Annotated in this window: 25 protein-coding genes and 1 pseudogene; 17 read left to right on the top strand and 9 right to left on the bottom strand. The window is 62.5% G+C overall.

What is annotated here, in order from left to right; translation table 11 throughout:
* Positions 1-33 precede the first annotated feature (33 nt).
* The gene (locus ACT5M9_RS01445; protein ID WP_457978471.1) at positions 34-528 is read left to right on the top strand and encodes a SixA phosphatase family protein; all 495 of its coding nucleotides are present in this window, start codon (positions 34-36) and stop codon (positions 526-528) included.
* 121 nt (positions 529-649) lie between these two features.
* Here ACT5M9_RS01445 and cueO read toward each other — a convergent pair whose 3' ends face one another.
* From cueO to ACT5M9_RS01430, 3 genes are all read right to left on the bottom strand, one after another.
* Positions 650-2,260, bottom strand: a complete 1,611-nt coding sequence (cueO, locus tag ACT5M9_RS01440) for a multicopper oxidase CueO (RefSeq protein WP_457978473.1) — start codon at positions 2,258-2,260, stop codon at positions 650-652.
* A gap of 153 nt (positions 2,261-2,413) precedes the next feature.
* Positions 2,414-3,316: a transporter substrate-binding domain-containing protein gene (locus ACT5M9_RS01435; RefSeq protein WP_457978475.1), complete on the bottom strand. Its 903-nt coding sequence runs from the start codon at positions 3,314-3,316 to the stop codon at positions 2,414-2,416.
* A 177-nt stretch (positions 3,317-3,493) separates the two neighbouring features.
* The gene (locus ACT5M9_RS01430; protein WP_457978477.1) at positions 3,494-4,432 is read right to left on the bottom strand and encodes a LysR family transcriptional regulator; all 939 of its coding nucleotides are present in this window, start codon (positions 4,430-4,432) and stop codon (positions 3,494-3,496) included.
* A 347-nt stretch (positions 4,433-4,779) separates the two neighbouring features.
* Between ACT5M9_RS01430 and xapA the strand changes: the two genes are divergently transcribed.
* From xapA to ACT5M9_RS01410, 4 genes are all read left to right on the top strand, one after another.
* Positions 4,780-5,625 (top strand): xanthosine phosphorylase, encoded by an 846-nt coding sequence (xapA, locus tag ACT5M9_RS01425; RefSeq protein ID WP_457978479.1) that lies wholly within the window; start codon positions 4,780-4,782, stop codon positions 5,623-5,625.
* 21 nt (positions 5,626-5,646) lie between these two features.
* The gene (locus ACT5M9_RS01420) at positions 5,647-6,909 is read left to right on the top strand and encodes a NupC/NupG family nucleoside CNT transporter (protein ID WP_457978480.1); all 1,263 of its coding nucleotides are present in this window, start codon (positions 5,647-5,649) and stop codon (positions 6,907-6,909) included.
* 75 nt (positions 6,910-6,984) lie between these two features.
* Positions 6,985-7,791 carry a deoxyribose-phosphate aldolase gene (deoC, locus tag ACT5M9_RS01415; protein ID WP_457978482.1) on the top strand — a complete coding sequence of 269 codons (807 nt, stop codon included), beginning with the start codon at positions 6,985-6,987 and terminating at the stop codon, positions 7,789-7,791.
* Between the two features lie 55 nt (positions 7,792-7,846).
* The gene (locus tag ACT5M9_RS01410; RefSeq protein WP_457978484.1) at positions 7,847-8,776 is read left to right on the top strand and encodes a DMT family transporter; all 930 of its coding nucleotides are present in this window, start codon (positions 7,847-7,849) and stop codon (positions 8,774-8,776) included.
* 33 nt (positions 8,777-8,809) lie between these two features.
* On the opposite strand, the gene ACT5M9_RS01405 is transcribed toward ACT5M9_RS01410, so the two are convergent.
* From ACT5M9_RS01405 to ACT5M9_RS01395, 3 genes are all read right to left on the bottom strand, one after another.
* A complete protein-coding gene (locus ACT5M9_RS01405) occupies positions 8,810-9,013 on the bottom strand; it encodes a hypothetical protein (RefSeq protein ID WP_100860518.1) in 204 nt (67 codons plus the stop codon).
* A gap of 126 nt (positions 9,014-9,139) precedes the next feature.
* Complete coding sequence (locus tag ACT5M9_RS01400) at positions 9,140-9,775, bottom strand: LysE family translocator (RefSeq protein ID WP_457978486.1); 636 nt, start codon at positions 9,773-9,775, stop codon at positions 9,140-9,142.
* Positions 9,776-10,454: 679 nt separating this feature from the next.
* Complete coding sequence (locus ACT5M9_RS01395; protein WP_457978488.1) at positions 10,455-11,036, bottom strand: PhnA domain-containing protein; 582 nt, start codon at positions 11,034-11,036, stop codon at positions 10,455-10,457.
* Between the two features lie 264 nt (positions 11,037-11,300).
* On the opposite strand from ACT5M9_RS01395, the pseudogene ACT5M9_RS01390 reads away from it, so the two are divergent.
* From ACT5M9_RS01390 to ACT5M9_RS01350, 9 genes and pseudogenes are all read left to right on the top strand, one after another.
* A pseudogene (locus ACT5M9_RS01390) lies at positions 11,301-12,520 on the top strand (methyltransferase).
* Between the two features lie 301 nt (positions 12,521-12,821).
* Positions 12,822-14,267, top strand: coding sequence for a chitinase (locus ACT5M9_RS01385; RefSeq protein ID WP_457978490.1), 1,446 nt, complete (start codon positions 12,822-12,824; stop codon positions 14,265-14,267).
* A gap of 365 nt (positions 14,268-14,632) precedes the next feature.
* Complete coding sequence (locus tag ACT5M9_RS01380) at positions 14,633-14,833, top strand: hypothetical protein (RefSeq protein WP_457978492.1); 201 nt, start codon at positions 14,633-14,635, stop codon at positions 14,831-14,833.
* An 89-nt stretch (positions 14,834-14,922) separates the two neighbouring features.
* Positions 14,923-15,294, top strand: coding sequence for a VOC family protein (locus ACT5M9_RS01375; protein WP_457978494.1), 372 nt, complete (start codon positions 14,923-14,925; stop codon positions 15,292-15,294).
* Positions 15,295-15,325: 31 nt separating this feature from the next.
* Positions 15,326-15,775 carry a GNAT family N-acetyltransferase gene (locus ACT5M9_RS01370; protein ID WP_457978496.1) on the top strand — a complete coding sequence of 150 codons (450 nt, stop codon included), beginning with the start codon at positions 15,326-15,328 and terminating at the stop codon, positions 15,773-15,775.
* Positions 15,776-15,848: 73 nt separating this feature from the next.
* Positions 15,849-16,247: a GFA family protein gene (locus tag ACT5M9_RS01365; protein WP_457978498.1), complete on the top strand. Its 399-nt coding sequence runs from the start codon at positions 15,849-15,851 to the stop codon at positions 16,245-16,247.
* A 54-nt stretch (positions 16,248-16,301) separates the two neighbouring features.
* Positions 16,302-16,511, top strand: coding sequence for a DUF4287 domain-containing protein (locus tag ACT5M9_RS01360; protein ID WP_457978500.1), 210 nt, complete (start codon positions 16,302-16,304; stop codon positions 16,509-16,511).
* Positions 16,512-16,550: 39 nt separating this feature from the next.
* The gene (locus tag ACT5M9_RS01355) at positions 16,551-17,144 is read left to right on the top strand and encodes a histidine phosphatase family protein (protein ID WP_457978501.1); all 594 of its coding nucleotides are present in this window, start codon (positions 16,551-16,553) and stop codon (positions 17,142-17,144) included.
* Between the two features lie 90 nt (positions 17,145-17,234).
* Complete coding sequence (locus tag ACT5M9_RS01350) at positions 17,235-17,669, top strand: SRPBCC domain-containing protein (RefSeq protein ID WP_457978503.1); 435 nt, start codon at positions 17,235-17,237, stop codon at positions 17,667-17,669.
* Between the two features lie 32 nt (positions 17,670-17,701).
* Here the strand turns inward: ACT5M9_RS01350 and smrB are convergent, their stop codons facing one another.
* Positions 17,702-18,226 carry an endonuclease SmrB gene (smrB, locus tag ACT5M9_RS01345; RefSeq protein WP_457978504.1) on the bottom strand — a complete coding sequence of 175 codons (525 nt, stop codon included), beginning with the start codon at positions 18,224-18,226 and terminating at the stop codon, positions 17,702-17,704.
* A 66-nt stretch (positions 18,227-18,292) separates the two neighbouring features.
* On the opposite strand from smrB, the gene prmB reads away from it, so the two are divergent.
* Both prmB and aroC read left to right on the top strand, forming a co-directional pair.
* Complete coding sequence (gene prmB, locus ACT5M9_RS01340; protein WP_457978505.1) at positions 18,293-19,228, top strand: 50S ribosomal protein L3 N(5)-glutamine methyltransferase; 936 nt, start codon at positions 18,293-18,295, stop codon at positions 19,226-19,228.
* Positions 19,229-19,244: 16 nt separating this feature from the next.
* Positions 19,245-20,333 carry a chorismate synthase gene (gene aroC / locus ACT5M9_RS01335; RefSeq protein WP_457978507.1) on the top strand — a complete coding sequence of 363 codons (1,089 nt, stop codon included), beginning with the start codon at positions 19,245-19,247 and terminating at the stop codon, positions 20,331-20,333.
* A gap of 91 nt (positions 20,334-20,424) precedes the next feature.
* Here aroC and ACT5M9_RS01330 read toward each other — a convergent pair whose 3' ends face one another.
* On the bottom strand, positions 20,425-21,228 hold the full coding sequence (locus ACT5M9_RS01330) for a substrate-binding periplasmic protein (RefSeq protein ID WP_457980550.1): 804 nt from the start codon (positions 21,226-21,228) through the stop codon (positions 20,425-20,427).
* A gap of 328 nt (positions 21,229-21,556) precedes the next feature.
* On the opposite strand from ACT5M9_RS01330, the gene ACT5M9_RS01325 reads away from it, so the two are divergent.
* Positions 21,557-22,957 carry a DEAD/DEAH box helicase gene (locus tag ACT5M9_RS01325; protein WP_457978509.1) on the top strand — a complete coding sequence of 467 codons (1,401 nt, stop codon included), beginning with the start codon at positions 21,557-21,559 and terminating at the stop codon, positions 22,955-22,957.
* 208 nt (positions 22,958-23,165) lie between these two features.
* On the opposite strand, the gene ACT5M9_RS01320 is transcribed toward ACT5M9_RS01325, so the two are convergent.
* Positions 23,166-23,600 (bottom strand): DoxX family protein, encoded by a 435-nt coding sequence (locus ACT5M9_RS01320; RefSeq protein WP_457978511.1) that lies wholly within the window; start codon positions 23,598-23,600, stop codon positions 23,166-23,168.
* Positions 23,601-23,897: the final 297 nt, after the last annotated feature.

Below are 23,897 nucleotides of genomic sequence, written 5' to 3'. Positions count from 1 at the left end.
CGGCCATCCGGGTGGGTTATCAAGGGGGGTGAGATGAAGAATACGGTGAAAACCCTGGTGCTGGTGCGTCACGGCAAGTCCAGCTGGGAGGAGGATGTGCCGGACAGGGAGCGCCCCCTGGCCGAGCGCGGCAAGCGCGACGCCCCCGAGATGGGCAGGCGCTTGGCGAAGGCGGGAGTGAGCCCGGATCTGATCCTATCGAGCCCGGCGTGCCGCGCCCTGTCGACCGCTAGGCTGCTCGCCGAGGCGCTCGCCTATCGCGGCGAGATCGCCCTGGATGAGCGGGTCTACGCCAGCGATGCCCGCACCCTGCTGGCGCTGATCGCCGGGTTGGATGAGGGCAAGGGGTGCGTGATGCTGGTGGGGCACGATCCCGAATTCACCGCGCTGGCCCATCACTTCTCCCGGAGGATCACCCGCATGCCGACCTGCGCCGTCGCCCGCTTCAGCTTCGAGGGCGCGCCCTGGGCGGCCGTGCACACCCTATCACCGACCCGCGTCTGGTTCGACTCCCCCAAACAGCCGTAAGAGGTGCCCGCCCTGTCAGCCCTGCCAGGGCGTATCCGATGGGGCTCTATGATTGAGATCCTCAGTGCCGCAATGACAACAGGGGCCGAGAGGCCCCTGTCTTTCATGTTCGATCCCATGCCTAGCTTACCGTAAAGGAGAGCATCATGCCGGTATCCTCGTGTTCCAGCAGGTGGCAATGGGCCATGTAGGCACGCTCCTTCGGGGCGGGGTGATCGAACTGGATCAACACCTCGCTCTCGTCCCCCTCGACCCGAACCATGTCCTTCCAGCCGCTGCGATGGGGCAGGGGCGCTCTGCCGTTCTCCTTGAGGATGCGAAAGCGGGCGCCATGGATATGGAAGGGGTGCAGCATCATGTCCCCCTTGCCGGAGAGGGTCCAGAGCTCAGGCTGGCCGCGTGTGGCCGCAAAGGCCGGTACCCCCATCTCGAACGCCTGGCCGTTGATGCGATTCGCACTCAGGAGGGCATCACCCAGCCCGCTCCGGTCCGCATCGGCCATCCCCATGGCGCCGTGATCCATCCCCTTCATGCCAGCCATCTTGTGCATGGCGTGGGGATCCTCGCCTCCGGCGGCATGCATCTCCATGCTCATGCTGCCCATGGCCTTCTGGCCGTAGGTCTCCATCAGCCGCTGCATGCCGATCCTGTCCAGCGCCGGATCCATGGATAGCTGGAAATGGCGGCGAGTCCAGTTGTCGCCTTTCGTTGGCAGGGGCGGGATCGCCCTGAGCGAATCCGGCAGGCTCGCCGTGATCGACTGGGTTGAGGGGAGCAGGGTGAGCAGAGGCAGGGGCTGATCGAAGGGAGGCAGGGCCATCCCCATCTGGGAGACGGGCAGGGCGAGCAGCTCGACGGCCTTGTCTTTGAGCTCCACCATGACTTCGAAGCGCTCTCCCATCAATACTTCCAGCTCGGTGAGCCTGACGGGCTCGGGCAGGAAGCCCCCGTCGGAGGCGATGACATAGAAGGGCTGGTTGCCGCCGAGGGCCAGGCGCAGGGAGCGGGCGTTGCAGCCGTTGAGCACGCGAAGCCGTACCCAGCCGCGAGGCGCCACATGCTGGGGGGCCAGGGCGCCGTTCACCAACGGCAAGTCGCCGAACCAGCCCACGGCAGCGCTCATCTCATCGAGTCGATAGTCTATCTGCCCCTTGTTGTCGAGACGCTTGTCCTGAATGACCACGGGCAGGTCGTTGATACCCCAGCGGGCGGGGAGCGGCCAGCGGGCGCTCTCCTCGTCGTCGATGAGAATGAGGCCAGCGAGCCCCATGGCCACCTGGCGCCCGGTCTTGCCGTGGGCGTGGGGATGGTACCAGCAGGTGGCGGCGGGCTGGGTCACGGTGAAGCGGCTGGTGAGGGTCTCTCCCGGCCCTATCATGGCCTGGGGGCCGCCGTCGGCGTCGCCTGGGATCTCCAGCCCGTGCAGATGCACAGTGGTGGTCTCCGGCAGCCGGTTCAGGGTGTGCAACTGGACGGCCTGATCGGTGCGCAGCTTCAGGGTCGGACCGAGCAGGGCGCCGTTGTAGCCCCAGGTCACCGCCTCCTTGCCGCGCCAGGCCGTCAGGCCGCTCTTGGCGGTCAGGGCGATATTGCCCTGGGCATCGGGAGCGAGCAGAGGGGGGATGGGCAGGCTGGGCGCCTCGGCGGCAGACAGAAAGCGGGCATAGGAGAGGGGCAGGGAGCCGGCGAGTCCGAGCAGGGCGCTCCGGATCAAAAAGTCACGTCTGTTCATGGGAGGATCCTCCGTCAGGTTCTCGTTACCGTCACCTTGACTCTTCCCCCTGAGGGAAGGTCAACCCGCAGGGGACGGTCCGGCCGTCTATCCCTTTGCTGCGTTTATTCGCCGAGAGGATCTGCTCTGCCATGATGATTGACAGGCGTGGCCCTACTGCGCAACCTGGGTCTCGGGGAAGGAGTCTTGCCACTCGGGGTGATAGCGGCGCAGGATCCCCTGCTGCTCTTCGCTGAGGTAGGGGTTATCCAGCGTAATCACGGTGCGAGATGGTAGATCCAGCTGCTGCAACGCCAGCCGGGTTGAGTCATGGCTGCGCAGCAGCGCCTGGAAGCTGCCGCTGCGGTACATGATGTCGAGGCCAGCGGCCACTATCTCATTGGTGCGCCTGTTCTCGGGGGAGCCGTAGAAGAAGAGATCGCTTGGGTAGTGCAGGAGCAGCCGGTTGTCGATGGCGAGACCCGGGCCGAAGTGTGCCACCTCGGGCAACACCTCGAAGATGGCGCGGGGCAGCACGTCGAAGCGCCCGGCCTTGAGCATGGGGAAGAGGTTGGGGTATTCGGAGGTGACCACCTGCAAGCCGTTGGCGCGCAAGATGTCGCTGTCCACCCAGGTTTTGCCGCTGCCGATGCGAAGGCGCTTCAGGCCCTCCAGATCCCTGATGCCGGCCAGCCCCTCGTCCTTGGCCGGGTGCAGCAACACCCGGTAACCGCCGCCCCCCAGATAGATAGGGACGGGAACCAGAGAGAGCCCCCTGGCGAAGTCGGCACCGATGGAGGTGGCCAGCATGTTGCAGCGTTTGCCGAGGCTGACTTCGGTGGCCGCGCGCTTGTCTGAGGTGACCCCTTTCGGCAGTTGGCAGAAGCGCACGTCCGGGGTGTGGCCGGCGGCGCGAATGGCGCTCTCCAGCAGGGTTTGGCGATACTGCAGCAGTGGATTTCCGGTCTGATTGCTGCCGACCAGGCGCACCCGCACCACCTCGGCCTGGCTCGTAACGGGCCAGAGCCCGCTCGCCAGCAAGAGGGTGCACGCGGCTAACCAGGATCCTTTGGACATACATGCTCCCTCTGTCGCCCGGGCCGGTCAGCAAGCCCGTCTAGTCAGCCCATTATGCGGCGCCGCTTGTCCGCCACACAACCGTGGGAAAATGCGGGTTATCACAGATTTGTTCTCCATCCACAGATCCACTCGAGCGGCTGCTGGTTTGCTGTTCATCAGGATACAGGCCCGAGTTCAGTCGCCGGCGGGCTGGTTCATCTGCTGGCTCATGGTGTCGATAAAGTCGCGGATCACAGGGGAGACAGGCGCGCCGGCCGTCTGAGGCGCATAGAGCACGCACACATCGGCCGGAATGGCCTGCTCGAGGCGAACGAAGCGCACATGGGGCCACTTCTGGTGGGCATAGCTGGCCGGGGCGAGGGCTACCTGTTGGCTGGTCGCCACCACCGCCATCAGGGTATTGGGCTCGACCACCTCCTGAGTGAGCTGGGGGTAGAAACCCTCCATCAGGCAGGAGTCGATGATGAGATCGGTGGAGGCGGAATTGGCCCGGCTCATCAGCACGAAGCGCTCGCCTGCCAGCTCGGTGAGGGAGACCCGTTTGCGATCCCGCAGCGGGTGCTCATCCGATACCGCCAGCATCATGGATTCGCGATAGACGCTCTCGGCCTGCAGGGGGTGGATATTGAAGATGTCGGCGAAGCGGGCGAGGCCGATGTCGATCTCCTTGCTCGCCAGCGCCTGTTTCTGCTTCTCCGGCGAGAGCTCGGTGAAGGAGATCTCGTACTCGGGGTGCAGTCGATGGCACTGCCTTATCACCTCGCCAAAGCCCGCCCAGAAGATGGAGCTGACCAGGCCGATGCGGATCTGGTTGCGCTCCATGCGCCCCGCCTGCACCACCTTGTTGAGGCCGCTCTCCAGCACGTCGAACAGCAGGCTGCATTCGTCCATCAGCAGGCGCCCTGTGGGGGTGAGCCGTACCTGACGGGTATGGCGCTCGAACAGGGTCAGTCCCAGCACGGTTTCCAGCTCCTTGATCTGGGCGCTCAGCGGCGACTTGGAGACGTTCAACTGCTCGGCGGCCCGGCTGAAGTGACCGCAACGGGCCACCTCATGGAAGTAGCGCAGCATCTTGAGGGTGACGCGATCGCGCCACTGGCTGTCGAGGGACAAGGGAATCTCCTGTCTTGTGTCTTGTGTCATGGGGGGAGGGTGAGATCCCCGTCAAAGATTGCGCATTCAATACTATCCGCAGCGATCCGGCTGAGGGGGTTGGGGACGATCCGGCTCACACTCTGCGCCCCCTTCACGCCGACGACTTGCTCGCCACGCCGTCGAACGGGCACGAAACGGCGTCAATCAGCGCCTCATATCGTCTTTTCAGCCACCCAAACGGCTTGAGTAAGGTTTTATTGTGCTGAAAATTGGGATAGTCAGGCCGATTTTAACGATTTTTTTCGCCGAATACCTTCCCTAGAGTGAGCCTATCGTTTCTTCCATCACTCAATGAGGCGCATGCCATGCACAAGCCGCAGCAAGCAAAGTCACCCGATCCCGTTCTCAACGCCGTCGCCACCATACTCGCCAGAAAGCCGGGGTTTGCCCCTCGCGCCGCCATGATCCTGGGCTCGGGTCTCGGCGTGCTGGCCGATGCGCTGGAGGAGAAGGTCTGCATCCCCTACGAGGAGCTGGACGGCTTCCCGGTCAGCACTGTGGTGGGCCACAGCGGCGAGCTGGTGCTCGGCAAGTTGCACGGGGTGGACGTCATCTGCATGAAGGGGCGCGGCCACTACTACGAGCACGAGACCATGAAGGTGATGACCACACCGGTGCGCACCTTCAAGCGCCTGGGCTGCGAGCTGCTGCTGGTGACCAATGCCGCCGGCTCATTGCGTCCGGAGCGGATCGGGGTCGGCTCCCTGGTCATCTTCAACGATCACATCAACACCATGCCGGGCACCCCCATGACAGGCGCCAACGACGAGGCCTATGGCCCGCGCTTCTTCAGCCTGGCCAATGCCTATGACAAGAGCCTTCGCAGCGAGGCGATGGCGGTGGCCGAAGGCGAGGGGATTACGGTCAATCAGGGGGTCTTCGTCTCCTACAGCGGCCCCTGCTTCGAGACCGCGGCCGAGATCCGCATGATGCAGATCATCGGCGGCGACGTGGTGGGCATGTCTGTGGTGCCCGAGGTAGTCAGTGCCGCCCACTGCGGCCTGCCGGTGCTGGCCATCTGCGCCATCACCAACATGGCGGAGGGGCTGGGTGACGTGCAGCTCTCCCACGAGCAAACCCTCAAGTGCGCCAAGCTGGCGGAAGCGGACTTCATTCGCCTCATCAACGCCTTCATCCGTCACCACTTCTAATCGCCAAGACCAGGAGGTCATATGTTTGCAGCAGGATTTCTCGGCATGGCGGCGCTCATCCTCATCGCCATTCTCGCCTCGACCAATCGCAGGGCCATTCGCCTGCGTACCGTGGGGCTGGCGCTGGCCTTGCAGGTGCTCATCGGCGCCCTGGTGCTCTATGTGCCGCTGGGACGGCGGGCGCTGGAGGCCATGGCCCACGGCGTCGATGCGGTGCTGGCCAGTGGCAAGGCCGGCATCCACTTCCTGTTTGGCAACCTGGTCAACTTCTCGGTGGATGGCATCGGCTTCGTGTTCGCCCTCAACGTGCTGCCGCTGGTGGTGTTCTTCTCGGCGCTGATCGCCGTGCTCTATTACCTCGGCATCATGCAGCTGGTGATCCGCTTTATCGGCGGCGCCATGGCCCGCCTGCTCGGCACCTCGCAGACCGAGTCCATGTCGGCGGTGGCCAACGTCTTCGTCGGCCAGAGCGAGGCGCCCCTGGTGGTCAAACCCTATATGCCCAAGATGAGCGACTCCGAGTTCTTCGCCGTCATGTGTGGCGGCATGGCCTCGGTCTCCGGCACCGTGCTCGCGGGCTACGCCATGATGGGGGTGGACATGCAGTACCTGCTGGCGGCCTCCTTCATGGCGGCGCCGGGCGGCATACTGTTTGCCAAGCTGATCATCCCCGAGACCAGCCAGCCGGCTTATGAGTTCGATCACAGCGTGCAGTTCGATGGCAAGAAGCCGGAGAACGTGCTGGCCGCGGCCGGCGAGGGTGCCAGCAGTGGCCTCAAACTGGCGGCGGCCATCGGCGCCATGCTGATCGCCATGATAGGGCTGGTTACGCTGGTCAATACCTTGCTCGGCGGGGTGGGGGACATGATGGGCATGTCGCTCTCCCTCGAGATCATCCTGGGCTGGGTCTTCTCGCCGCTGGCCTTCCTGCTCGGGGTACCCGTGTCTGACATCGGCATCGCCGGCGCCATGATCGGCAAGAAGCTGGTGGTGAACGAGTTCGTGGCCTACAGCGATCTCGCCCCCTACCTGAAAGACGCGAGCACGGTAACCGCGGCCGGACTCCAGGTGCTGGAGGAGAAATCCAAGGTGATCATCAGCTTCGCCCTGTGTGGCTTCGCGAACCTGGCCTCCATGGGGATCCTGATCGGCGGCCTCGGCACCCTGTGCCCGTCCCGCACCGATTTCATCGCCCGCCATGGCCTGCGCACCGTGTTGGCCGCCACCTGCTCCAACCTGATGAGCGCCGCCATCGCCGGGGTCTTCTTCTCCCTGGCGATCTGACCCTCATCCCTCTGTTGCGGGGCGCTGCGGCGCCCCTGTTTATGACCCCTATCCCAACCCTGTCGGAGCTTTCTTATGTCTTCTGCTATCACCCTGGATCTCAAGCCGGCCGCCATCCGGGCCATCGGTTTGATGGATCTCACCAGTCTCAATGAGGACGACACGGATGCGCGCATCACAGCGCTCTGCCAGCAGGCGAAGACGCCCCATGGCAACACGGCCGCGGTCTGCGTCTATCCCCGCTTCGTGGCCCTGGCTCGCGCCACCCTGACCGCTCAGGGCACACCGGATATCAGGGTGGCGACCGTGGTGAATTTCCCCCGCGGGGAAAATGAACCCGAGGCCGTGTTGGCCGAGGCCCGCACCGCCCTGAATGACGGCGCCGACGAGATCGATCTGGTGATCCCCTGGCGCGCGCTGATGGCCGGGGACCAGGTTCATGCGCGGGCACTGGTGCGCAGTTGCAAGGCGCTCTGTGGCGATCGCGTGCTCAAGGTCATTATCGAATCCGGTGAGCTGAAGGAACCCGCGCTCATTCGCACCGCTTCCCTGCTTGCCATCGAGGAGGGGGCCGATTTTATCAAGACCTCCACCGGCAAGGTGGCGGTCAATGCCACCCCGGAGGCCAGTCACGTCATGTTGGCGGCCATCGCCGAGCTGGGCGCCCAGCACAGGGTCGGCTTCAAGGCGGCGGGCGGGGTGAGAAGCGCGCAAGAGGCGGCGGACTACCTGGGGATGGCGGCGAGCGAGTTTGGCGAACACTGGGCGGATGTAGGGCATTTTCGCTTCGGCGCCTCCAGCCTGCTCAATCAGCTATTGGCAACCTTGAACGGCAGAGAATCGCAGGCGCCTGCCGCCCTGGCCTCCCACGGGAGCTACTGATCTCATTTGTCTTATCGGCGCCTCGTGTGGGGCGCCCGTCACTCAGGTGCATCCCATGTCACACTCCCGTTTTCATCAGGCCAGGGCCCACGGCAAGGTGCTGCTGTTCACCCTGCTCATCAGCCTGTCGTTTCCCATCGGCAGCGCCCTGACCGCCGCGCTGGATCCCATGGTGGTCACCTGGGTGCGCTACCTGCTGGCGGCCCTCTGCTTCGTGGTGTTGCTGGCGGGCCAGCGCAGGCTGGTGTTGCCTTCACGGCGGGATCTGGGGCGCTATACCCTGATCTGCCTGCCGGCGCTCTGTTACTTCGTCGCCATGTTCGTGGCATTGCAAGAGACCAGCGCGCTCGATGCCAGCGCCCTCTACACCACGGTTCCTTTGATCAGTGCCCTGGCCAGCATGTTGATCATGCGCCGATCCATCAGCCTGCTGATGGGGGCTGCCTTGCTGGGGGGCATGGTGGCGGCGGCGCTCATCATCTTTCGGGGGGATCTCGGCCAGGTGGCGAGCCTGAGCCTCACCCCCAGCAATCGCCTCTACCTGCTCGGCTGTGTGGCCATGGCCCTCAACCCCATCCTGGTCAAGCGCTACTACCGGGGCGAGTCCTTCGTCCATCTCACCTGCTGGACCCTGATCTGCGCAAGCGTGCTGCTGACCCTGGTGACGGCGCCCCGCCTGCTGGCCATCGACTGGCACGGAGTCACCCTGCCGCTCTGGCTCGGCATGGGTTATCTGGCGCTGTTTGCCACGGCGCTGAGCTTCTTCCTGTTCCAGCAGGGCAGCGTGGCGCTGCAGCCGGAGCAGGTCTCGGCCTACACCTACCTCATCCCTGTGCTGGTGTTGCTCTGCGATCAGCTGCTGGGGGCATCGGTGCCCTGGCAACAGGTGGGCTGGGGCGTAGCCGGGGTGCTGCTGACCATGGCTGTGATGGTGCGGGCGCCCGTGAGCGACGCCCGGCATCTCCCGCTATCGGAAAATGGTTAACGGAAGGTGACGCACACCCGTACAGAGCCTTGATCAGCTCTGGGGCATTCGCACTCCCTTGTCGAGATAGAGGCTGCTGTAGTGAGCCCTGTGGGTGACCAGCATCACCTGATGGCGGCTGCCGTCGGAGAGGATGATGAAATCCCCCGCCTGGGCGGGACTTTGCAGGACGATTTCGTGTTCGGGGGCGGTCAACTTGTCGGATTCTTCGCGAAAGCTGAGGGTGTAAGAAAACATATGGCGCTCCACAACTGGCACATATACAGACACATATTCACAACTCTAGTTGTCCGTGCCGGGATCCGCGGTGCCCAAGCGGCGCCGGTGGAGCAGATAATGTCAGAAGGGCAGAAGAGCGGGGGATCAGGGCCGGCCGCTCAGCAGGATGGCGCCACCGAGTGTGATGAAGAGCCCGCCGGTGATACGGCCAAACAGGCGCTGGCAGTGACCCGGCTTGAAGTAGCGGCCGGCGCGTCTGGCCAGGGCGACATAACAGAGGTGTACCAGGCTGACGATGGCGCAGATGGTGAGATACATGGTGACGAACTGCAGCGTCAGCGGGCTCTGGTGATCGAGAAACTGGGGCAGCAGGGCACAGAGGAAGATGATGGTCTTGGGGTTGCTGGCGGAGACCAGACAGGCCTCTTGCAACACGGAGAGGGAGGTTCTGGCTCGCCCTTGACCGGGGGAGGGGGCCATCCCCTGTGCGCCGGCATTGGCCGCGCGCAGCGCCTTGTAGCCGAGATACACCAGGTAGCCACCCCCCGCCAGCTTGAGGGCGATAAAGAGGGGCGGCAGGGTCTGCAGTAGTGCACCCACTCCCATGGCGACCAGGCCGATGAGGATGGCCTGACAGCCCAGGTTGCCGAGAATGCTGATGAGGGCGGCGCGCCAGCCGTGTTGCAGGCCGTTCTTGACCACCAGCAGCACGTTGGGGCCCGGGGTTAGGGTTGCCAGCAGATAGGCCAGCGAAAACAACATCCAGGTGTTCGGGTTCATGAGCACGTCCTTGGCGCCAAAGCAGGCATGATGCCAGCGTATTTGACGGGTCGTCCAGCGGCTTCTTGTCCGGCCATGCGACGGGCCATGGAGAGGTTAATCCTGGGTAGCAGGGTCTGCGGCTCAAGATGTGATGGGCAAGCATTGATATAAAAAACCGCCATCAGGCGGTTTTTATTGCTAACAAATCCTATTTCAGGGCTTTCTTCAGCTTCTTGATCTTGCTCTCCTGCTTGGCGATCTTTGCTTCGCGGGACTTGATCTGCTTCTTGATCTCTTTCTTTGAGGCTTTGGCCATGGCGTGTCTTCCTTAAATGAAGGGCGGCAAGCTGCCCTTGAGGGTCTATCCATCGACAGCAGGCTGATGGTTGGGTGAATGGTGCTGCGGGCCGATGCGCCCTGTCGCGAGCCACGGAGCTTGGGCCGTGCTGGCGCCTGCTCGGGGGATAGACGGACTCGACATGCTCGCTTATCCCTGTCAACAGCTTCTCTACAACCTAGTGTTATTTGCCCACAAAGCAAGCAAAAAATCAGTATTGAGAGTCGAATGGTGACGCTTTTTCGATGAGATTCATGGCGGGAAAGGGGACGAAAAACGGCTGTTTCATCAAGGCGTTGGCAATAAAAAAGCGCCCGGTGGGCGCTTTTTCGTGGCAAGCAGGAACTGTGAAGAACCGGATCAGGCCTTCTTCAGGTAGGCCGCCACCAGCACTATCTGCACGCCGTTCACCTTGCCTTCGATGTGCAGGGGGTTGTTGGTCAGGCGAATGCCCTTGACCAGGGTGCCGCGCTTGGCGGTGAAGCCAGCGCCCTTGACGTCCAGATCCTTGATCAGGGTGACCGAATCCCCTTCGACCAGCACGGCGCCGTTGGAGTCGACGGTGGGGACGTTGTCGTCATCGGTCGCGGCAGCCATGCCCGCCTCGGCCCAGGCCTTGACCTCTTCTTCCATGTACATCATGTCCAGCATGTCCTGAGCCCAGAGCTCGCCGCGAGCGGAGAGGGCCTTCAGCTGGCGCCAGGCTATCACCTGCACCGCCGGCACCTGGCTCCACATGCTGTCACCCAGGCAACGCCAGTGGTTGACCACAGTGCTCTCCGGCTGCTCCAGCTGACCACGACAGGTGGCACAGAGGGCCACGCTATGATCGTCATCGCTGACGGGGGAGTGGGGTACCGGGAAGGCAGTCAGGGCCTGTTCTGCTCCACAGAGTTCACACTTGGCGCCCGCGCGCGCTTGCAGGATGGCATTGATGGTCATGTTTCGATTCCGTTTATAGGGAGAAAACGGCCCGCCAGAGCGTGCCGCGCTAACAAAGGCGCGGAATATAGCACAAATCCCTGTTGTTTGTCAGGCTACCCTGGGCACTCGCGGCTTGTCGCCACTGAGCAGGCGTCTTGTCGGGCTCTGTGGGTTGGCCATGATGGGTGCCAATCCCTCCGATGATGATGGCCAGCGAGCTGACGACTGTGCCCACACCCAAAGGCCGGCGTCATGGATGCTTTTTGGCGGCAGATCGCTAGAATGAGCCTCCTTTTTGACTGCAGGACAACTTCGCTGTGCTGGCTCATCGCTTTCAACAACTGGACGGCTTGCTGACGCAGACGCGGCGCTGGTGGCAATATCAGCCCTATCACCACCTGAGCCTCGCCTTCGCCGAGGAGGCCCCCGCACTGGCCGACTGTCTCAAAGCCATGAGCCTGGATGAGATCATGCACCTCGACGGGGACATGGGGGCGCTGTGCGCCCTGCTCGCCCCCTGGATCCCGGAGGGGGCCGAGCTGCATGCCCTGAGCGAGCTGGATGCCTTCCTCCCCGAGCCCATTGAATGTGGCAAGGCCATGGCCATGTACATGCCGGGGCGCAAGCAGGCCCAGATTGAAGCCTTCGTTGGTGTGCTGCTCCCCCATCAGGGGCCCTATCTGGAGTGGTGCGCCGGCAAGGGGCATCTGGGGCGCCTGGTCTCTCTGCATCGCGGCGCGAGCGTCGTCAGCCTGGAGCTGCAGGGCCAGCTCTGCGAGGAGGGGCGCGCCCTGGCCGCCCGGGACGGGGCCCGTATGCAGTTTGTGGAGGCCGACGCCTTTGCGCCCGAGGCTGGGCAGCTCATCACGAAACAACACCACGCCATGGCGCTGCACGCCTGTGGCGAACTGCATACCCACCTGCTGGAACGGGTTGCAGAGCGGGGGGCGAGGGGGGTGACCCTCTCCCCCTGCTGCTATCACCTGATCCGCGGCGATCACTACAGACCCCTGTCCGAGGCCGCGAAGGCCAGCCGCCTGCACCTTGGCAAGAGTGACCTCAAACTGCCGCTGCAGGAGACGGTGACCGGCGGCGCCCGCATCGCCCGCCTGCGAGAGCAAGAGGTGGCGTGGCGCCTGGCGTTTGATTGCCTGCAGCGCCAGGTACGCGGGGTGGATGCCTATATGCCGGTGCCCAACATGCAGAAGAGCCTGCTCGCCGGCAGCTTCGAGGCATTCTGTGGCTGGGCCGCCGCGCGCAAGGGACTGGTGCTGCCCGAAGGCGTCGACTACGCCGCCTTCCTGGTCAGAGGGGAGCAGCGCTATGGGGATGTCGCCCGCATGGAGCTGGTGCGCCATCTGTTTCGCCGCCCGCTGGAGATCTGGCTCATGCTCGATCGCGCCCTCTTCCTGCAAGAGCGGGGCTACCGGGTGGAGGTGGGGGAGTTCTGCGACAAGCCGATGACGCCGCGCAACATCCTGATCCGGGCGGTGCGCGACTGATTATCCATCCCGCCAGCCGACCGGGCAGGCAAGACGAGGTCATTTAGGAAACGGCAGATTATAGGCGATTATGGCGCCGGGCCTGTTCACTCAGGCCCGGCTATTTCGGCCAGGCTCTTCTTCCCTGACTCTATTTCCTTGCCATCCACGCCGAAATAATCCGGCTTGGATGAGTGGGGGCTGCCGGATCCCGGAGTGAAATGGCTCACAAATTCGTCAGATTCTTAATTCTCGTCGTGAATTTAGTAATTCAAACGCCTATGCTCGGCCTGCACATTATTTCACGACAAGGATTGCCATCATGTTCCAACCCAAGCTCTGCGCCTGGCTGGTGACGGCGCTTTGCGCCTCCTCGGCGCAGGCCGCAATGAATATCCAACCCGACCCACAAAATAGCGGCGGTTATGTGATCTCTGCCGCCGATATAACGGCCGTTGAAAAATCCAAGACGGCCAATCCCATGTATGGGGTCTGGTCAAAGGCATTGGCCACGCGCCCCAATGCCATTGTGGATGCCATAGTGCCGCGCCTTGCCAGCAATCCGGATAACGTGAAACGGGTCGAGCGGGTATTTACCGAGTCGGATTGGGACTTTCTCACCCAGATGGCGGCGCCAGAATATACCTATGAGCGCTTCCTGCGCGCCGTGGGTAAATTCCCCGCATTCTGTGGTGAATATACCGATGGGCGCAATGCGGATGCCATCTGCAAGAAATCCATCGTGACCGCTTTCGCCCATTTCGCTCAGGAGACCGGCGGCCATATCGCCAAAAATAACAGCTCGGATAACCCGCTCGGATTGGAAGAGTGGCAGCAGGCGCTGGTGCATGTGCGGGAGATGGGTTGGTCGGAAGGGCAGACCGGATATACCACTGGCTGTGGCCAGAATGACTGGCAAAACAAGAAATGGCCCTGCGCCACCGGTCAGGGCTATTTTGGCCGAGGGGCGAAACAGCTTTCCTATCACTTCAATTACGGCGCCTTCTCCGAGGCGATGTTTGATGGCAACGCCACTGTCTTGCTCAACGATCCCGGTCGTGTCGCCGACTCTTGGTTGAACCTGGCCTCGGCCATCTGGTTCTTCCTGACCCCGCAGGCCCCCAAGCCTGCCATGCTGCATGTGATCGACCGCACCTGGGTTCCTTCCCAGCGTGAGATCGCCGCGGGCATCGGCTATGGCTTTGGCACCACCATCAACGTCATCAACGGCGGCATTGAGTGCGGCGAGCAGAATAAAGACAAGGGGCAGCCGGTCAATCGCATCCGCTATTGGGAAGGGCTGGCGGCCCATTACGGCATCCCCTTGCTGGCGGATGAGAAGAATACCTGCTGGCAGCAGACCCCTTATGGCAGCCTGAATTTGAACGGGGCCACCGATGTGCTTTACACCAACTGGGATGGCAACTGGAAATATTACGCCGACAGACCCGGTGGTTATTCCTTCGAATGCGAGCTGGTGGGTTTCCAGACCGCCTATTCGGCGCTGGTGCCGGGAGATTATGAGAAATGTGTGACCAACGCCTATGGATCTCACGCCAGTTGGCCCAAGGTCAGAATTGTCGACAAGCTGGATCCCGCCCCGGTCGATCCTTCCAATCCCCCCGTCGGGGATATTCCGGCCTGGGTCGCCAGCAAGGTATATACCGCGGGCAACAAGGTGAGCCATAAAGGCATCGTCTATCAGGCTAAATGGTGGACGCAAGGGGATGATCCCACCAAGGGCGGTCCCTGGGCACCGGCATCCTGAAATAACCAGAGTGTTATAGCCAGCATGCGTTAACCCGTATGTGATAACCAAAGTTTGATAACTAAAGTGCGATAATAAAAGCACGATAATCAGAGCGCCGGGGATATGCAGGCTCGGCGCTCTGTCATTCATATGAGAGGTGAGTGGCTTTTCTGTAATGGGGACGGACAAGTATTAGATGGGGAGTTGATTTATCACCGAGACTGCTTTATTGATGACGGATCTTTATCCAGCCAGACCTCAATATGATCTTCTCTTCCCTGCGTCTCTGCCCCGTTTGCCAACAACGGCTATTTCCGTTCAAGGCGCTCCTTATCAGTCCAAGGCTTAAATTTTACTGCAAAGGGTGTGACTCCCGGCTGGAAATGTATGAAGTACGCCGCCTTCCGCTGATTTATGGGTTGCTGATGGCCGGCTTCTTTACGGCGATGTTACGAGAGTACGGCAATCTGTTGAGCCTGGCGTTTGGTATCAAGGCGGCCCCCCTTTTGCTACTGATGTTCTATGTGCAGTTGAAAACCAGTGCCCTTAGGGTGTGGCAAGAGGTGCCCGAATCGGCGCCGTAACGGGTTTCCCGCGGGCAGCACCCTGTCTTGAACCGATGAAATATTGCCGTGGCTGCGCCGCCTTGGGGCCACAACATGAGGAGTGAGCCATGAATATCGCCATCCATTTTGAAATTCCGGTGCGGGATCTGGAGCGTGCCATCCGTTTTTACGAGAGGGTGTTTGAGCTCGCACTCGAGCGGGTCACTATCGATGGCAACGAAATGGCTCTGTTCCCCCTGGACGATGAGGCGCCCGGTTGTTCGGGGGCCCTGGCCAGGGGGGAGAGCTATGTGCCGAGCCTGGACGGTACCCGCATCTACCTGAGGGTGGACGATATCGCATTGACCATGAGCCGCGCCCTTGGGGCGGGGGCTGAGGTGCTCTACCCTGTCACTCGGGTGAGCGAGACCATCCGGGTGGCGGAGTTTAAGGATACCGAGGGCAATCGCATCGCCCTGCAGGAGATGGCTGCGGGCTGATCTTTCACGCCATGAGGCAGGAACCCAAGTCATGACCATACGTATTGCCACCCCGGCGGATGTCGCCGGGATGTTCGAGGTGCGCACTCAGGTGCGCGAGAATCACATGTCCCTCGCCGAGCTGGCCGAGCTTGGGATCACCCCAGAGAGCTTGCCCGATATGCTGCGTGGCAGCGGGCGCGGCTGGGTTGCCTGTGACGAGGGCAGGGTGGTGGCCTTTGCCATGGCGGATGCCGGCGAGGCGACCCTGTTTGCCCTGTTTGTCCGCCAGAGCCATGAGGGCAAGGGACTGGGTCGCCGACTGATGCAGGCGGCCGAATATTGGTTGGCGGCGCAGGGTTGCCGCGAAATATGGCTGCTGACGGACGCCGACAGGGCCGTCAGGGCGAACGGGTTTTATCGTCATCTCGGCTGGTTGGATGACGGTATTCAGGAGGATGGGCAGGTTCGCTTCACCAAGCTCTTGTCGGGGGACGTCTGACGAGCAGAGGGACCAGCCTATCGAACGGAAGCATGGCCGAAGAGACTTCGGCATCTTTTCCAAGGAGAGAGTGATGGAAGGTCATTGTTTGTGTGGCGGGATCGTCGTCTCGAGCGGCGATCACAAGGAAATCAACCTGTGCCACTGCGCCATGTGCCGGCGCTGGTCCGGCGGGCCCATGTTCGCGGTGCATGGCGGCACAAAGGTCAGCTTCAGGGGGCTCACCCCTGTGGCCTATCGCTCGTCCGAGTGGGCGGAGCGCGGCTTCTGTCCGACCTGCGGCACCCATCTCTTCTACCATTTGCTGCCGACGGACGAATACATCCTCTCCGCCGGCCTGTTCCAGGAGGAGGGGTTTGAACTCGCGAGCCAGATCTTCATCGATGAGAAGCCGGGTTTCTATGAACTCAAGAACGACACCCCGACCCTGACCGGTCAGCAGGTGTTCGAGCAGTTCGCCCCCAAGCCTTGAGACGCCGTCGGCCCGTCGCCACGCAAGGGATGCGACCGGACTCTGGAGAGAGACATGGATAAAGAACCCAAGGTGAAGGGGCCCGCCTCGTATTTCCCCTCCATCGAGCAGAAATATGGTCAGCCCATCGCTCATTGGCTGGCGCTCTTGGCGGGTAGGGAAGAGCGGAAGCACATGGCGCTGGTAGCCTGGCTCAAAGCCGAGCACGGCATGGGCCACGGCCATGCCAACGCCCTGGTGGCTCATTTCCTGGCTCAGGGTTAGCGAGCCCCGCACAGCCCAGCCGGGCAATGAGGAGAGTCGATGGAACTGGTGGTGATCCGCCACGGGCAGACCCGGGCCAATGCGGAGGGACGCTATCTCGGCGCCCTGGACATGCCGCTCAATGACGAGGGGGGCAGGCAGGTGTCCGCGTTGGCGCTGGAGCTCGAGCGGGAGGCGCCGTTTGCACGGCTGTTCTCTTCCCCCTTGCTGCGGGCCAGGCAGAGCGCCGAATTGGTTTCCCGTGTGCTGGCTCTGCCCATGCAGGTTATTCCGGCCTTTCGTGAGCGGCACGTGGGGCTGTTCGAGGGGCTGACCCAAGCCGAGGCGAGGGAACGCTACCCCGCGCTGTGGGCGCGCAACATCACCCGGCGCTGGCGCGAAGCGCCCCCCGGCGGTGAGTCCCTGGACGCCGTGATAGCGCGGGTGTCACAGGGATTGACCGAGCTGGTCCATGAACATGAGGGGGAACGGGTCTTGCTGGTGGCCCACGGTGTGGTGGCCAAGGTGATCCGCGCCCTCACCGGCGCGGGCTTTGCCGATTTCTTCGAGTGGCAACTCCATAACGGCGGCAGGCTGGTGGTCAAGCTGGACCCGGCTCGGCCATATTGCCATCGTCCCACGGGGCAGGATTAGCCCCGATTTCAAGCGAACGCAGAGTGGCGGCAAGCTGGCTGAAGGGACGCTAGCCTCTAAGGCGAGTGAGGTCACAAAAGGATGAGCAAGATGAAGATAAGCGTCAGCGTCTGGGTGGAACGCCCCCTCGCCACCGTGTGGCAGGGCTGGAACACACCCGCCAGCATCATGGGGTGGAACGCCGCCTCCGAGGATTGGCGCACCGACAGCAGCCGGGTGGATCTGCGGGTCGGTGGGCGTTTTTGCCATCATATGGCGGCCAGGGATGGCAGCATAGGCTTCGACTTCGAGGGCACCTTCACCTCAGTGGTGCCACCGGCGGGGCAGAATGCCGACCAGAACACGGGTCTGAGCTATGTCATGGACGATGGCCGGGCGGTCAGCGTGCAGTTCAGGGAGGAGGCAGGGGGGACCTGGGTGCACGAGACGTTCGACGCCGAATCCGAGCACAGCGAGGAGATGCAGCGAGCCGGCTGGCAGAGCATACTCGACAACTTCAAACGGTATATGGAAAGCGCGCCCTGAGGCGCGCTTTTTCATTCTGCGGTTCGGTATGCTTACTCTTCCACGTCCAGCAGCACCAGGATGGCGCTGTCGCCCCCCCACTCGCGGGGGGCCTGGTGAAAGGCACGCACATTGGGATGCTGGGCCAGCCAGCTCGGGATGCGCTGCTTGAGGACATGTTTGCCGATGCCGTGCATCACGGAGGCGACGTGGATGTTCTCCTTTTGGCACAGGCTCAGCAGGGCGGCCAGCTCCTGCTTGGCCTGTTGCTGGTTCATGCCGTGCAGATCGAGATAGATCTCCGGTGGATAGCTGCCGCGCTTGAGCTTTTTGAGCTCGAATTTTGAGACGTCGTCACGCACGAAACGGGTCGGGCCATCCTCATCCAGATGGGGCTGGTATTCATCGCTGAAAAAGTGGTCGACCCCAAGCTTTTCGCGGCTCTCACGCAGTTCGCGTTTCTGCTTGACCGGGCGCAAGTCGGCCCTTATGGTATCTTGCTTTATTTTCCGGGTACCTTTGACCGCATCGCGAAACAGCAGGCTTTCCTCGTCTGTGGGTGAGGGCGTTTTTTTCATCAGGTACTCGTCTTGCTCGCTATATAAGAATGCTCGGGCCGGATATTACTCGACTTGGAGGTGGATTTGGACAAGATATTTATCGATGAGGTGGTTGCCGAGATGCACACCATCCAGGACATGTTGCGCTGGGCCATGAGTCGTTTCAACGACGCCGGGATCTTCTACGGACATGGTACCGACAACGCCTGGGATGAGGCCGTGCAACTGGTGCTGCCCGCGTTACATCTGCCGCCGGACGTGGATCCCGGCATGCGCCACTCCCGCCTGACCACCAGCGAGCGTCACCGCATCGCCGAGCTCATCATCCGCCGGGTGCAGGAGCGGGTGCCTGCCGCCTACCTGACCAACAAGGCCTGGTACGCCGGTTGGGAGTTCTACGTGGACGAGCGAGTGCTGATCCCGCGCTCCCCCATCGCCGAGATGGTGGCGAACCGCTTCGCGCCCTTCCTGAAAGAGGAACCGACCCGGATCATGGATCTCTGCACCGGCTCCGGTTGCATCGCCATCATCATGGCGCACGAATTCCCCCAGGCCGAGGTGGATGCCATCGACATCAGCGTCGATGCCCTCAACGTCGCCGAACGCAACATCAACGATCACGGCCTCGAGCAGCAGGTGATCCCCATTCGCTCCGATCTGTTCCGGGATCTGCCGGCCGGTGACAAGTACGATCTCATCGTCTCCAACCCGCCCTACGTGGACTCGGAGGACATGTCGGATCTGCCGGACGAGTTCCGCCACGAGCCGGAGCTGGCGCTCGCCTCCGGCTCCGATGGCCTCAAGCTCACCAAGCGTCTGCTGGCCAACGCCGCCGATTTCCTCAAGGATGACGGCGTGCTGGTGGTCGAGGTGGGCAACAGCATGATCCATCTGGAAGCCCAGTTCCCCGAGGTGCCCTTCACCTGGGTTGAGTTCGAGAATGGCGGCCACGGCGTGTTCGTGATGACCAAGGCAGAGCTCGAGCAGTACCAGCCCCATTTCGCGATTTACAAGAGCTAAGCAGCAAGGAGCTTCCATGGCAGGGAACAGTTTTGGCCAACTCTTTCGGGTCACCACCTTCGGCGAGAGCCACGGCCTGGCGCTCGGCGCCGTGGTCGACGGCTGCCCGCCCGGGCTCGAGATAAGCGAAGCGGATCTGCAAGGAGATCTGGACCGCCGCAAGCCCGGCACCTCCCGCTACACCACCCAGCGCCGCGAGGATGACGAGGTGAAAATTCTGGCCGGGGTGTTCGAGGGCAAGACCACCGGTACCTCCATCGGCTTGATGATCGAGAACCAGGATCAGCGCTCTAAGGACTACTCCGACATCAAGGACCTGTTCCGCCCGGGCCACGCCGATTACACCTATCACCAGAAGTACGGTCAGCGTGACTACCGCGGCGGCGGCCGCTCCTCGGCGCGGGAAACCGCCATGCGGGTCGCGGCGGGAGCCATCGCCAAGAAGTACCTCAAACAGATGCATGGCATCGAGATCCAGGGCTTCCTCTCCCAGCTCGGCCCCATCAAGGCCGAGGCGTTCGATGGGGCGCAGATCGAGCAGAACCCCTTCTTCTTCCCGGATGCGGGCAAGCTGGAGGCGCTCGATGAGTACATGCGCGCCCTGAAAAAAGAGGGCAACAGCGTCGGCGCCAAGGTACAGGTCATCGCCCGCAACGTGCCTGTGGGTCTCGGCGAGCCGGTGTTCGATCGCCTGGATGCGGACATCGCCCACGCCATGATGGGGATCAACGCGGTCAAAGGGGTGGAGATCGGTGACGGTTTCGCCGTGGTGGAGCAGAAGGGCTCCGAGCATCGCGACGAGATGACCCCGACCGGCTTTGCCAGCAACCACGCAGGCGGCATCCTGGGGGGCATCTCCTCGGGGCAGGACATCGTCGTGAGCATGGCGCTCAAGCCGACGTCCAGCATCACGGTACCGGGCAAGACCATCACCACCAGCGGTGAGGCCACCGAGATGATCACCAAGGGTCGTCACGACCCCTGCGTCGGCATCCGCGCCGTGCCCATCGCCGAGGCCATGCTGGCCCTGGTGTTGATGGATCATCTGCTGCGCCACCGTGCCCAGAACCTGGGCGTGCTCACCCAGACTCCCCAGCTGCGCTGATCACCGTGCCGATACTTCGGCTGATCACCACGTTCACCAGAAGGCGGCCCTTGGGCCGCCTTCTTTATTGGTGTTGCATCCGCCAGGGGGCTCAGGCCGCCGGCGCCCCGGGAAAGCGGGTGTTGTCGAAGCGGCAGACCGGGGGCGCAAAGGCGGGGGCAGGTGTCGGCAGCTTGGCGATGACGGCATCGATGCGGGCGAGCGCTTCATCGCTGATGGCTGTTTTGGCAAAGATCAGGCTGACCGGTTGGCGATGCAGCAGTAACTGACACTGGATAAATCCCTCGGCCCCGAGCTGCGTCAGTCTGTGCTGGGCGTGTTGCCACTCCAGGATGGCTCCGTCGAGGCGGCGCGCCAGCAAGAGTTCGATCAACTTGTCGTCCGAATTGTATTCATGGGCCTGTTTGAGGGCGGGACAGGCCTCGGTGAGCGGGGTGGGGCGGGTGCCGCGCAGCTTGCCGAGCCGCAGGCGCGTCTGTTGGCAGAGATCGGTCAGTTGCTGGATCCCCTGCCAGCGGTCGGGGGCACCCGGCACCCCCTGATGGCTCAGCAGCACAAAGCTGGCATGACGATAGGGGGCGGAGAAGCGGGCAAACTGGCGCCGCTCCGGGGTATCGAGTGCCCCCATGCCGGCATCCAGCTGACCGCCTTCGAGCAGGTGCAGGGCCCGGGCCCAGGGGAGGTTGCGAAACGCCGGCTCAAGATCCGCTCCGCGCAGGATCTGGCGGGTCAGGGTGATGTCCAGCCCGCCGAGCTCGCCCCTGCCATCGAGCTGGCTGAAGGGGGGCCAGTGGTTCCAGGCTACCGACAGCGCCTCCTTGGCGGCAAGGGGCAGGCTCAGACCGAGCAGGATCCCGAGGCCGAGGGCGCGCCGGATGGCGGCCGGGGCGTGCATTGTTATCAAGCAGAACCTCCCTGTTCCCTGATAGACGGGGATCCGCCGCACGAACGCGGAGGGGATCACCAACACTGGCTCGAATGGCCTTAATCATCGCCATGATGCCCAGTCGTCGGCGGCTTTTCCAGCCATGCTGGGAGGGGGGTCACATTTTTCTCGTGTAACTGTGACAACTCCGTTAAACTGCGCCCCTATTCTTTCCCCTTTGCTCTGCTCCCCGGGGAAATCCCGTGTTCTCCATAGGCCCGGATCCTGTGAGATGGCATCGGCTCAGCAGAGGAGCCCCACCACAACGTCCCGGCGCCACTATCCCTAGCAGGTAATTATGAGTTTTACTTCCCTCGGTCTGGCCGAACCCTTGTTGCGTGCCGTTGCCGAGCAAGGCTATGACACTCCTTCTCCCATCCAGCAGCAAGCGATCCCCGCCGTACTGGCCGGCCGTGATCTGATGGCCGCCGCCCAGACCGGGACCGGCAAGACAGCGGGCTTCACCCTGCCCATGCTGCAGCGTTTGACCGAGAGCAAGCGCAAAGTTTCCCCGAACCGCATCCGCGCCCTGGTGCTGACCCCGACTCGCGAGCTGGCGGCTCAGGTCGGCGAGAGCGTGCGCAACTACGGCAAGCATCTGCCGATCCGCAGCCACGTGGTCTTCGGCGGCGTGAGTATCAACCCGCAGATGATGGCCACCCGCCGTGGTCTGGACGTGCTGGTGGCCTGCCCGGGTCGCCTGATGGATCTCTACAACCAGAACGCGGTGAAGTTCGACGAGGTGGAGATCCTGGTGCTGGACGAAGCGGATCGCATGCTCGACATGGGCTTTATCCGCGACATCCGCCGCATCCTGGCCCTGCTGCCGAAGAAGCGTCAGAACCTGCTGTTCTCCGCCACCTTCGCCGACGAGATCCGCGAGTTGGCCACCGGCCTGCTGGACAACCCGGCGGTGATCGAAGTGACCCCGCGCAACAGCACCGCCGAGCGTATCGAGCAGCTGGTGCACCCCTGCGACAAGGCCAACAAGATTGCGCTCTTGAGCCATCTGGTCACCAGCAACGACTGGCAACAGGTACTGGTGTTCACCCGCACCAAGCACATGGCCAACCGCGTCGCCGAGACCCTCGACAAGAACGGTGTCAGCGCCGCCGCCATCCACGGCAACAAGAGCCAGGGTGCACGTACCCGCGCCCTGGCCGGCTTCAAGGATGGCAGCGTCAAGGTGCTGGTGGCGACCGACATTGCCGCCCGCGGTCTGGACATCGACAAGTTGCCCCAGGTGGTCAACTTCGAGCTGCCAAACGTGGCGGAAGACTATGTGCACCGTATCGGCCGTACCGGCCGTGCCGGCGCCGCCGGTCACGCCATCTCCCTGGTCGCGGCCGATGAAGGCAAGCTGATCAAGGCCATTGAGCGCCTGACCAAGCAGAACATCCCCTGCGAGCAGGTGGCTGGTTTCGAAGCCTCCCGCGAGACGCTGGACAACATCGCCCGTGGTATCGGTGCGCCGCTTCGCAAAGAGCCCCGCGATCCGAGCGAGCAGCGCCGCGCGCCGCGCCCGCAAGGCCAGGGCCAGCGTCAGGGAGCCGGTCGTTCCGGCAACGGTGGGAACGGCGGTGGCGCTCGCACCGGTAACGGCGGCAAGCCAAAGCCCCAGGGCGGCCAGCGCCCGGCCGACGGTGCCGGCAAGCCGGCACAGGCCCGTCGTCCCCGTCGCGCCAGCCACAACCAGTAAGCCGCGCGGGGACTCCCTCACCGCCGATGCGATATATAGAAAAAGCCCTGCCAATCTGGCAGGGCTTTTTTATGTCAAAGAGACGAGATGGCGATCCTGATGCTGTGCTGCTCCATCTACTTTAATCTCGTAATAATTCTATTTAATAGATTATTAGATGGTTTAATGTGTTGTTTTATTGTGCAGATAAATATTCCGCCTAAATAGACTATCGCCAGATGGTATTGCCAGCAAGGGAGAAGCGTCCGGCGCCAAGAAAAGCCACAGTCAGTGCCCCGACAAAGAAGTAGGCCAGGCTCTCGATGGCCCAGGCACCGACTGCGTCCAGTTGCCAGGTCTTGGCCGTACCAACCATCAGCCAGGCCACCACCATGGTAAACGCCAGCACCAGTGCCGCCGGACGAGTCAAGACGCCCAGGATGATCAGCAGGGGCGCCACCACTTCCCCCAGCAGCACCCCATAGGCGATAACGCCCGGCAGCCCCTTCGCCATCAGCATGGCGCTGATGCCATCCACCCCATCGATCAGCTTGTGCAGGCCGTGAAACAGCATCAAGCCCCCGACGGCCAATCGCAGCAGCAGCTTGCCCATGTCTTCGTGGTGCAGCAGGCGATTGATGTTGTTCAGCAATGTCTCAACCATGTGAATGCATTCCTTTTGATGATGTGCAAAGCCAGCCTCTACGGGGTGAGTTGGCGTCCTGTTCATTCTGATAGAACGAGCTCTGCTCGAGCCCTCAGTCCTTCCACCTTACGCCGCATCCGGCTTCACAAGATTGAGAAAAATCAAGAAAGTGGATCTAAATGATAATTACTCAATAACTATGGGCTAGCTCGGCTGGTTACAGCAATAACTTCTGCGTGTTTTGTCCTAACGACAAACCGAAAACTGGCGGGGTAGTGGCTTATTGGTGATCTTGTCAGCAAGATGGCGCTGGAT

The organism is Aeromonas sp. AE23HZ002T15 (assembly GCF_054165525.2).
This window is presented reverse-complemented; position numbering and strand designations above follow the sequence as displayed.